Here is an 8034-nt window from a genome sequence, read left to right as displayed (position 1 = left end):
AAGGGGGGGCCTCGAGCCCGCCTTCCTCCCGCCTAGGGCCACCGCGAGGGATCTCGCAAAGACCTTTCCCGAAGCGGGCCGGGTCCTCTTCGTGGCCTCGGCCTTGGCCGAGGGGACGCTGGAGGAGGGGCTTCGGGCGCGGGGGGTATGGGTGGAGCGGCTGGACGTTTACACCACGGAAGTGAACGAAGGAGCCCTCTTCGAGGCCTCCAGGGAGGGGCTCGAGGGGGCGGAGGTGGTGGCCCTGGCCAGCCCCAGCGCGGTCCGGGCTTGGGCCGAACGGATTGGGCTGGACCTGAAGGCGGCCTGCATCGGCCCCTCCACCGCCGAGGAGGCCCGCCGCTTTTTCAGCCGGGTCTACGAGGCGGAATCCCCCGGCTTAGACGGGCTTTTCTCGGCGATTCTTAAGGCTTTGGGTATGGACCTCCCCCGGGAGATGGGGTAGATTAGGACCGGGTATGATTCCCCTTTTCCTCGTGGGCCTCTCCCACAAGACCGCTCCTTTGGAGGTGAGGGAAAAGGCGGTCATAGACCCCGCGCTCCGTCTCCCCGCTCTTTTGGGGGAGGTCCGCCCTTTGGTGGCCCTTTCCACCTGCAACCGGACGGAGCTTTACTTCACCGGAAACCGGGTGAAAAGGGCGGTGACCTTCCTTAAGGGCCTGGGGGTGGGGGAGAGGCATCTTTATGTCCGAGAAGGCCTCGAGGCCCTGCGCCACCTCTACCGGGTGGCCGCGGGCCTGGACTCCTTGGTGGTGGGGGAGGGCCAGATCCTGGGCCAGGTGCGGGAGGCCCTTTTTAGGGCTCGAGGCCTAAGGAGCACGGATGCCCTTTTAGAAAAGGCCTTTCTCACCGCGGTGGCCTTTGGCAAGCGGGCCAGGAGCGAGACCTTAATCGGTCAAGGGGCGGTGAGCGTGGCCTATGCGGCGGTGGACCTGGCCCAGGCGGTCTATGGGGACCTCACCGGGCTTTCCGTGGCCGTTATAGGGGCAGGGGGGATGGCCCAGCTCCTCCTCGTCCACCTACGGGCCCGGGGGGTGGGAAGGGCCTATGTGGTCAACCGCTCGAGGGAAAGGGCCGAGGAGCTCGCCCGCCGCCACGGAGGCGAGGCGCGCCTCCTTTCGGAGCTCCCTCAGGTGCTTAAGGAGGCGGACATCGTGGTGGCCTCCTCGGGGGGCGGGCTTCTTTTGGGGCCTAAGGACATCCCCAGGCGGGAGCGGCCGCTTTTCCTGATCGACATCGCCCTACCTCGGAACATCCATCCCGAGGTGGGGCGGCTTCCCTACGCCTACCTGTACAACCTGGACGATTTGCAGGCCGTGGTTCAGGAAAACCTGCGGCGGCGCGAGGAGGAGGCCAGACGGGTAGAGGGCCTTCTGGAGGCTCAGGTGGGGGATTTTCTAGAATGGTATGCAGGCCATCGGGTGCGGGAGGCCATCCGGCGGCTTAGGGAGGAGGTCCTGCTCGAGGTCCAAAGGGAGCTTCCCGCCGCCGACCCCCTGACCCTGCACAAGGAGGCGGGCCGCCGGGCCCACCCCAGGATCCTCGAGCTGAAGCGGCGGGCGTTATGGCCGCTGGCCTAGCTGTTTTGGGTATGTGCTTCCTCGCCCTGGGCCTTTTCTGGCCCCGGGCTTTAGCCTGGGGTGGGGTCTTCCTCCTCCTTTCGGGTGGGGCGGACGCCTTCCAGAAAGGCCCCTTCATGACCCCTGCCCAGCCTGCCCTCTTCCTCTCCGGCCTTTTGGCGCTTCGGTCGGGGACGCTCTTCTTAAGGCCTAAGCTCGCCCCCTTGCGCACCCATCTTCTCCTCTTGGCCCTCTTCCTCGCCCTCTTTGCCCTGAAGACCCTACCCCATCCAGGGGCGGTTCTTCCCTGGGGGCTTACCCTGCTCCATGGGGGGAGTTTTCTTGTGGCCTACCTGGCCCTGGCGGTGGGGACGGGGGCAGGGGTGCTGTGCGTTTTGCAGGATCTGCGCCTGCGCCTCGTCCCTTGGAAGGCCTTGGGGGCTCCGCCCTTTTGGAGCCTAAGGCGGCTTGAGCGGGGGTATCTGCGGGTAGGGTACCTGGCGGCGACCCTCGGCCTGGCCAGCGGCATGGCCTGGGCCTGGCGGTACTTCGGGAGCCCCCTAGCCCCGGACCCCAAGGAGGTCCCTGTCCTTTTGGGCTGGCTTCTCCTCACCCTCTACTTCCTTCTGGAAAAGCGGCTTCAGGGCTGGACCCGGGCCCTTATCCTCCTCCTCGCCTATGGGCTCCTCCTTTTTGCCTTTATGGGGGCACCCTTTCTGGGTTCCCGGCACCCCTCGAGGCTGGGGTTTTGAATCGATCTGCTGCCGCCAAGGCCCATTTTTCCAAGCAAAAGATGCACTTCCGATCGGGACTGTTGGGGCCATTTTACGCGGGGGGAATATACGTCAAGCCCCAGTGAGCCCCGGGTGCTTTGGCCCGGTCAGTTGCCCAGCGGCCACGTTCCAGGGTCAAACCCCGAGCGGAGGGGGTGGCCCGCTTGCGGGAAGGGAAAGGGTGAAGACGGTTCCCTTGCCCTCTTCGCTTTCCACCCAGACCTCCCCCCCGTGGGCCTCGAGGATGGCCTTTACAATGGCAAGTCCAAGCCCTGAGCCCCCCCGTTCCCGATCCCGGGCCTTGTCCACCCGGTAAAACCGCTCAAAGATGTGGGGGAGGTGTTCTTTGGGAATGCCCTCGCCGTCGTCTTGTACCTGGAGGATGACCCTTTCCCCCACCTCCATGCCCCGGAGGACCACCCGGCGGGCTTTGGCCTTCAGGCTATTCGTCACCAGGTTGGCCAGGACCTGGTGGAGCCGGTCAGGGTCCCCCAGGACGAAGAGATCCTCCGCTCCCTCCAGGACGATCTCCCCCGGGTGGCCTTTGCTGAACTCCTCCCGGACCTCTTCGAAGAGGCTTTTGACGTGGACGGGGAGGGGCTTCACCTTCCAGGCCCCGCTTTTGGAGAGCTCCAAGAGGTCCTCCACCAGTTTGCGCATCCTCTCCGCCTCCCGTTTGATGACCTCGAGGCTCTCCCTTTGCGCCTCTGTGACCGGGGTGCGCCTTAGGAGGTAGCCCACGTGGCCCAGGATGGCGGTGATCGGGGTTCTAAGCTCGTGGCTTGCGTCGGCCAAAAAGCGCGTCTGGGTTTCAAAGGCCTCCCGCATCCTCCGCATCATGGCGTTCAGGGCCCGGACCAGAGCGTAGACCTCGTCTTGGCTTTGGGGTTCGGGAAGCTCCTCGGGCCTGGCCTCTATCGCACCCGCCTTCTTGGCCACCCATTCCAGGGGCTCTAAAGCCTGCCGCACAAGCCGCCTGGCGAAAAGGGCCGAAAGGAGGAGGACCAAGAGGGCGGTGGCGGCGTAGATCCGGGTGAACTGGTTCAAGGTGGCCTCTATGGGTTCCACGGGCTTTCCCACCAGAAGGGCCCCATTCCACTCCGCCTGGCCCAGGCGGACTTTGACCTTGCGCGCCAAAACGAGAAGCCGCAGGGGACTCCTCTCCCGGGGGAGGGCCACCTCGGCCCAGACCTCCCCCTTTTGCAGGAGGGTGGCATAGGCCTTCTGGGAGAGGACGAGGCGGTGGCTTCCCAGAGCGGGGCTTTTCTGGACGCTGATCCCCCCCTCCTTGGCCAGAAAGGCCGGGTCGGTCTCGGTGAAGAGCTGAACCTCCGCGTATAAGGTGGAGGGGAGGCCCACGGAAAGGAGCTCCCCACCCCCGGTGTTCAAAAGCCGGACCACCTGGGTGCTGGCTTGGGCCAGCTCCTCCCGGAGGCTTCGGTAGAGGAACTCCTTTAGAAGTCCGTGAACCCCTCCTCCCAGGAGGAGCAAGGAGGCGGCGAGAAGGAGGGTGACCAGGAGGGTGATGCGGGTCCTAAGGGTCACGGCGCTTTCTGGAATTGGAGGTTTTTCGCCCCTAATCCTCCCGCAGGACGTACCCCACCCCCCGGACGGTGTGGATGAGGCGGCGTTCCCCTTGGCCCTCGAGCTTTTTGCGCAGGTAGCCGATGTAGACGTCCACCACGTTGCTTCCCCCTTGGTAGCCGGGCCAGACCTTTTCCTCGATCTCGTAGCGGGTGAAGACCTTGCCCGGGCTTTTGGCGAGGAGCTCTAGGAGCTCAAACTCCTTGTTGGAGAGCTCGATCCGCCGCCCGGAGCGGAAGACCTCCCGGCCCTCGAGGTTGATGATCAGGTCCGCCACCCGGATCTCCCCGGTGATCGCGGGGCTCACCCGGCGCAGGTGGGCCCGGATGCGGGCCAGGAGCTCTTCTATGGAGAAGGGTTTGACCAGGTAGTCGTCCGCCCCAGCGTCTAAGCCCTGGACCTTGTCCTCCACCCGGTCTTTGGCCGTGAGCATAACGATGGGCACATTGGAGGTTTTTCGGATGCGCTTGGCCACCTCAATCCCGTCCATGACGGGAAGCATTAGATCTAGGATGACCAGGTTGGGGTTCGTTTCCCGGAACCGGGAAAGGCCGGTGATCCCATCGTAGGCCACCTCCGTCCGGTAGCCTTCCGCCTGGAGCTCGAGCTCGATAAAGCGGGCAATGTCCTTCTCGTCCTCGATGAGGAGGATCAGGGGGTTCTCCATGCCCCTTAGTCTAGCTTACTTTCTCATGAGAAAGCTAGGCCCGTGGGGGCCTCAGGGCACCCCGGCTTTCCGCAGGGCCTCCGCCACCACCTCCTCCGGGCGGACCCCTTCGTAAAGGGCCTCCTCGGTGAGGAAGAGGCGGTGGGGAAGGGCTAAGAAGGCGGCGTCTTTCAGCTCCGGCCAGTCCACAAAGGGTTTTTCCCGCAGGTACGCCAGCGCCCGGGCCAGGGCCAGCCACCGCTTGGCCCCCCGGGGGGAGAGGCCCGCCCGGAAGCGGCGGTCCTTTTGGGTGACCAGGGCCGCGTTCACCACCGCCTCGAGGGCTTTCTCCGAGACCCTCACCCCCTTGGCCGCCTCCTGGTGGGCCCGAAGGTCCAGGCCCAAGGGTTCGGGAAGCCGGGGCTCCTCCGTGAGGATGCGGAGCCAGATGGAAGCGGGTGGGGGCTTGATCCGGATGAGGCTGGTGAACCGGTCCAGCTGGGCCTCGGGCAGGGGGTAGGTCCCCTCCAGCTCCAAGGGGTTCTGGGTGGCGAGGACGAGGAAGGGGTCCGGCAAGGGGTGGCGCACCCCACCAAAGGTCACCGCCCGTTCCTCCATGGCCTCGAGGAGGGCCGACTGGACCTTGGGCGGGGCCCGGTTGACCTCGTCCGCCAGGACCACGTGGGCGAAGAGGGGGCCCTGGACGAACTCAAACCGCCCCTCCCGGAAGACCTCGCCCCCCGTGAGGTCCTGGGGAAGAAGGTCGGGGGTGAACTGGATGCGCTTGAAGGAAAGGCCGGTGGCCTGTGCGAAAGCCAAGGCCAAAAGGGTTTTCCCCAGCCCCGGCATCCCCTCCAGAAGGGCGTGCCCCCCGGCTAAAGCGGTGGCGAGGAGAGCCTCCACCACCTTTTCCTGGCCGAAAAGCACCCCTTCCAGGGCCTCTCTAAGCGCTTTCACGCCTTCTTTCCTCGACGATCTTCTGGGCCAGCTGGGGCGGGACCTCCTGGTAATGGCTGAACTCCAGGGTGTAGGCCCCCGCCCCCCCGGTCAGGCTCTGGAGGGCCCGATGGTACTCCAGAACCTCCGCCAAGGGCACCTCGGCCCTCAGCTCCGCCAGGGCTCCGTCTTGCTCCATCCCCAGGATCCGCCCCCGGCGGGCCTGGAGGTCGGAGAGGACATCCCCCACCCGGTCCTGCGGGACCAGGACCTTTAGGGTGTAGATGGGTTCCAAAAGCGTAGGGCTGGCCAACTCCATGACCTTCTTAAAGGCCATGCTGGCGGCGATCTGGAAGGCGAGGTCCGAGGAGTCCACCTCGTGGTAGCTCCCGTTGTAGACGATGGCCTTGAAGCCCATCACCGGGTAGCCGGCCAAAACCCCCTTCTTGGCCGCCTCGAGGATGCCTTTCTCGATCGCTTCCTGGTACTTGGAGGGGATGACCCCGCCCGTGATCCGCCATTCGAAGCTGTACTCCGAAGCGGGCTCGAGACGGAGCCAGACATCCCCGTACTGGCCGTGGCCGCCCGTCTGTTTTTTGTACTTGCCCTGTCCTTCCGCCACCTTTTTGATGGTCTCCCGGTAGGGGACCTTGGGCGGGGTGAACTCCACCTCCACCCCGTAGTCGGAAAGCCGCTCCTTGGCGGTGGCCAGGTGGAGCTCCCCGTGTCCCCAAAGGAGGATCTCCCCGGTCTCTTCCTGCCGGGTGAGCTTGAGGCTCGGGTCCTCCTCCAGAAGCTTCCTTAAGGCCTCCCCCAGCTTGGCCTCGTCCTTGCCCTTGGGCCGGAGGGCCACCACCACGTTGGGGTCGGGCAGACGGGCGAAGGGAACCTCCTCGCTTTCCGGCCTTCTCCCCTGCCAGAGCACCATCCCCCGGTGGAGGGTCTCCGCCTTGGGCAGGCCCAGGATGTACCCGGCCTCGGCTGCGGGGACCTCCAGGAGCTCCTTGCCCCGGGGGACGTAAAGGTGAGGAAACCGCACCGGCCCCCCTTCGCTTTCCAGCGCCTCCCCCGGGGCGAGCCGGCCCCGGTAGAGGCGGAGGTAGGCCACCTGGCCCATAAACGGGTCCACCTGGACCTTGAAGACCTTGGCCAGAGCAGGCCCTTCCCCGAAGCGCTCGGCCGGGGAGGGGAGGGCCTCGAGGATCAGGTCCAAAAGGGGAAGGGTGCCGATGAGGGTAGCCCCGGAGGCGAGGGCCACGGGGTAGAGAAGCCCCCGGCGGACCGCCTCGTGGAAGGCCCTTTCCAGGGCCTCCCCCGTGACCTCGTCGCCTTCCAGGTACTTTTCCAAAAGGGTCTCGTCCGTCTCGATGATGGCCTCGAGGACCTCCTTCCGGAAGGCCTCCGCCCGCTCCCGTTCCCCTTCCGGGAAGGGCACCTCCACCTCCTGGCCGGCCTCGTACCGGTAGGCCTTCTGGTGGAGGATGTCCATAAGCCCCACCCACCGTTTCCCCTCGTAGAGGGGCAGGTCCACGGGCAGGATGGGGCCCAGGGTGGCCCTTAGGTCTTCCAGAAGGGCGTAGTAGTCTCCTCCCTTGTCCAGCTTGGTGACCACCACCATCCGGGCGAGGCCCAGCCTTTCCGCCACGGTCCAGGCCCTTTCGGTTCCCACCTGGACCCCGCTTTCCGCACTCACCGCCACCAAAGCGGCGTCCGCCGCCTCCAGCGCCCCCCGGATCTCGCCCACGAAGTCCCCGTATCCGGGGGCGTCCAGGAGGAAGATCTGGTGCGCTCGGTAAAACAGGGGGATGACCCCGGTGCGCACCGTGGTCTTGTGCAGTTTGGCCTCGGGGGTGTAGTCGGTGGTGGTCGTCCCCTCCTCCACGCTCCCCATCTTCTCCTTGCCCCCCGTCCGGTAAAGCAGGGCCTCCGCCAGGGTGGTCTTACCGCTTTGCGCATGCCCGACCAGGGCCACCGTGCGAACCATAACCCCTCCTTGGTGCCCCTAGTATACGCCCCCCCGGGGGGCTTTTGTTGCGTATAGTGAGGATGTGCTCTACGTGAAGCGGCGGATCCTCGAGGAGACCCGGGCCCACCTTCTGCGGGAGCACCCCAAGGAGGCGGTGGGGCTCTGGGCGGGAAGGCGGGAGGTGGAGGCCATGCTCCCCCTCTCCAACGTGCACGAGCGTCCGCTTGTGGCGTACCGGGCCGACCCCTTGGCGGTCCTTAGGGCGCTTAAGGCCCTCGAGGCCCAGGGCCTGACCCTTTTGGCCATCTACCACTCCCACCCCCAAAGCCCCGCCTGGCCCAGCGAGACCGACCGCAAGGAGGCCTACTGGCGCGTTCCCTATGTCATCTTCGGCACGGACGGCTTCCGGGCCTTCCTCCTTCCGGAAGGCCGGGAGGTGGGGGTCGTCGTAGTCTAGGGTCATGTGGAGCCGGGAAGAGCTTTTGCGCTACCACCGCCAGATGATCCTTCCCCAGGTGGGCCCGGAGGGCCAGGCCCGGCTGAAGGGGGCGGCCGTGGCCGTGGTGGGGG

8 protein-coding genes and 1 pseudogene are annotated in these 8034 nt (G+C 66.0%); 5 read left to right on the top strand and 4 right to left on the bottom strand.

Going from position 1 to position 8034, the window contains the following annotated elements:
• From C4301_RS08670 to ccsA, 3 genes are all read left to right on the top strand, one after another.
• The coding region (locus C4301_RS08670) for a uroporphyrinogen-III synthase (RefSeq protein ID WP_352414693.1) at positions 1 to 445 on the top strand (445 nt) is incomplete at its 5' end.
• A gap of 13 nt (positions 446 to 458) precedes the next feature.
• Positions 459 to 1580: a glutamyl-tRNA reductase gene (gene hemA / locus C4301_RS08665; RefSeq protein ID WP_352414692.1), complete on the top strand. Its 1122-nt coding sequence runs from the start codon at positions 459 to 461 to the stop codon at positions 1578 to 1580.
• The gene (ccsA, locus tag C4301_RS08660) at positions 1565 to 2311 is read left to right on the top strand and encodes a cytochrome c biogenesis protein CcsA (RefSeq protein WP_352414691.1); all 747 of its coding nucleotides are present in this window, start codon (positions 1565 to 1567) and stop codon (positions 2309 to 2311) included. Before hemA ends, ccsA begins: the two co-directional genes overlap by 16 nt.
• A 156-nt stretch (positions 2312 to 2467) precedes the next feature.
• Here ccsA and C4301_RS08655 read toward each other — a convergent pair whose 3' ends face one another.
• The 4 genes from C4301_RS08655 to C4301_RS08640 are packed head-to-tail and all read right to left on the bottom strand — an operon-like array spanning position 2468 to position 7482.
• Positions 2468 to 3877, bottom strand: a complete 1410-nt coding sequence (locus C4301_RS08655) for a sensor histidine kinase (protein ID WP_352414690.1) — start codon at positions 3875 to 3877, stop codon at positions 2468 to 2470.
• 31 nt (positions 3878 to 3908) lie between these two features.
• Positions 3909 to 4583 (bottom strand): response regulator transcription factor, encoded by a 675-nt coding sequence (locus tag C4301_RS08650; protein ID WP_352414689.1) that lies wholly within the window; start codon positions 4581 to 4583, stop codon positions 3909 to 3911.
• 51 nt (positions 4584 to 4634) lie between these two features.
• A complete protein-coding gene (locus tag C4301_RS08645) occupies positions 4635 to 5519 on the bottom strand; it encodes an AAA family ATPase (RefSeq protein ID WP_352414688.1) in 885 nt (294 codons plus the stop codon).
• A complete protein-coding gene (locus C4301_RS08640) occupies positions 5506 to 7482 on the bottom strand; it encodes an elongation factor G (protein WP_352414687.1) in 1977 nt (658 codons plus the stop codon). The genes C4301_RS08645 and C4301_RS08640 overlap by 14 nt, the downstream gene beginning before the upstream one ends.
• Positions 7483 to 7546: 64 nt before the next feature.
• Between C4301_RS08640 and C4301_RS08635 the strand changes: the two genes are divergently transcribed.
• Positions 7547 to 7921, top strand: coding sequence for a M67 family metallopeptidase (locus C4301_RS08635; RefSeq protein ID WP_352414686.1), 375 nt, complete (start codon positions 7547 to 7549; stop codon positions 7919 to 7921).
• A gap of 4 nt (positions 7922 to 7925) precedes the next feature.
• Positions 7926 to 8034 (top strand): annotated as a pseudogene (locus C4301_RS08630) (adenylyltransferase); the annotation flags it as partial.

It is taken from the genome of Thermus sp. (assembly GCF_040290245.1).
Taxonomy (GTDB): domain Bacteria; phylum Deinococcota; class Deinococci; order Deinococcales; family Thermaceae; genus Thermus_A.
The sequence above is the reverse complement of the archived record's forward strand: the minus strand, read 5'-3'. Positions and strand labels throughout refer to the sequence as shown.

Coding starts and splice junctions, on each gene's coding strand:
- hemA (WP_352414692.1), top strand. CDS start 459: ATGATTCCCCTTTTCCTCGTGGGCCTCTCCCACAAGACCGCTCCTTTG.
- ccsA (WP_352414691.1), top strand. CDS start 1,565: ATGGCCGCTGGCCTAGCTGTTTTGGGTATGTGCTTCCTCGCCCTGGGC.
- C4301_RS08650 (WP_352414689.1), bottom strand. CDS start 4,583: ATGGAGAACCCCCTGATCCTCCTCATCGAGGACGAGAAGGACATTGCC.
- C4301_RS08640 (WP_352414687.1), bottom strand. CDS start 7,482: ATGGTTCGCACGGTGGCCCTGGTCGGGCATGCGCAAAGCGGTAAGACC.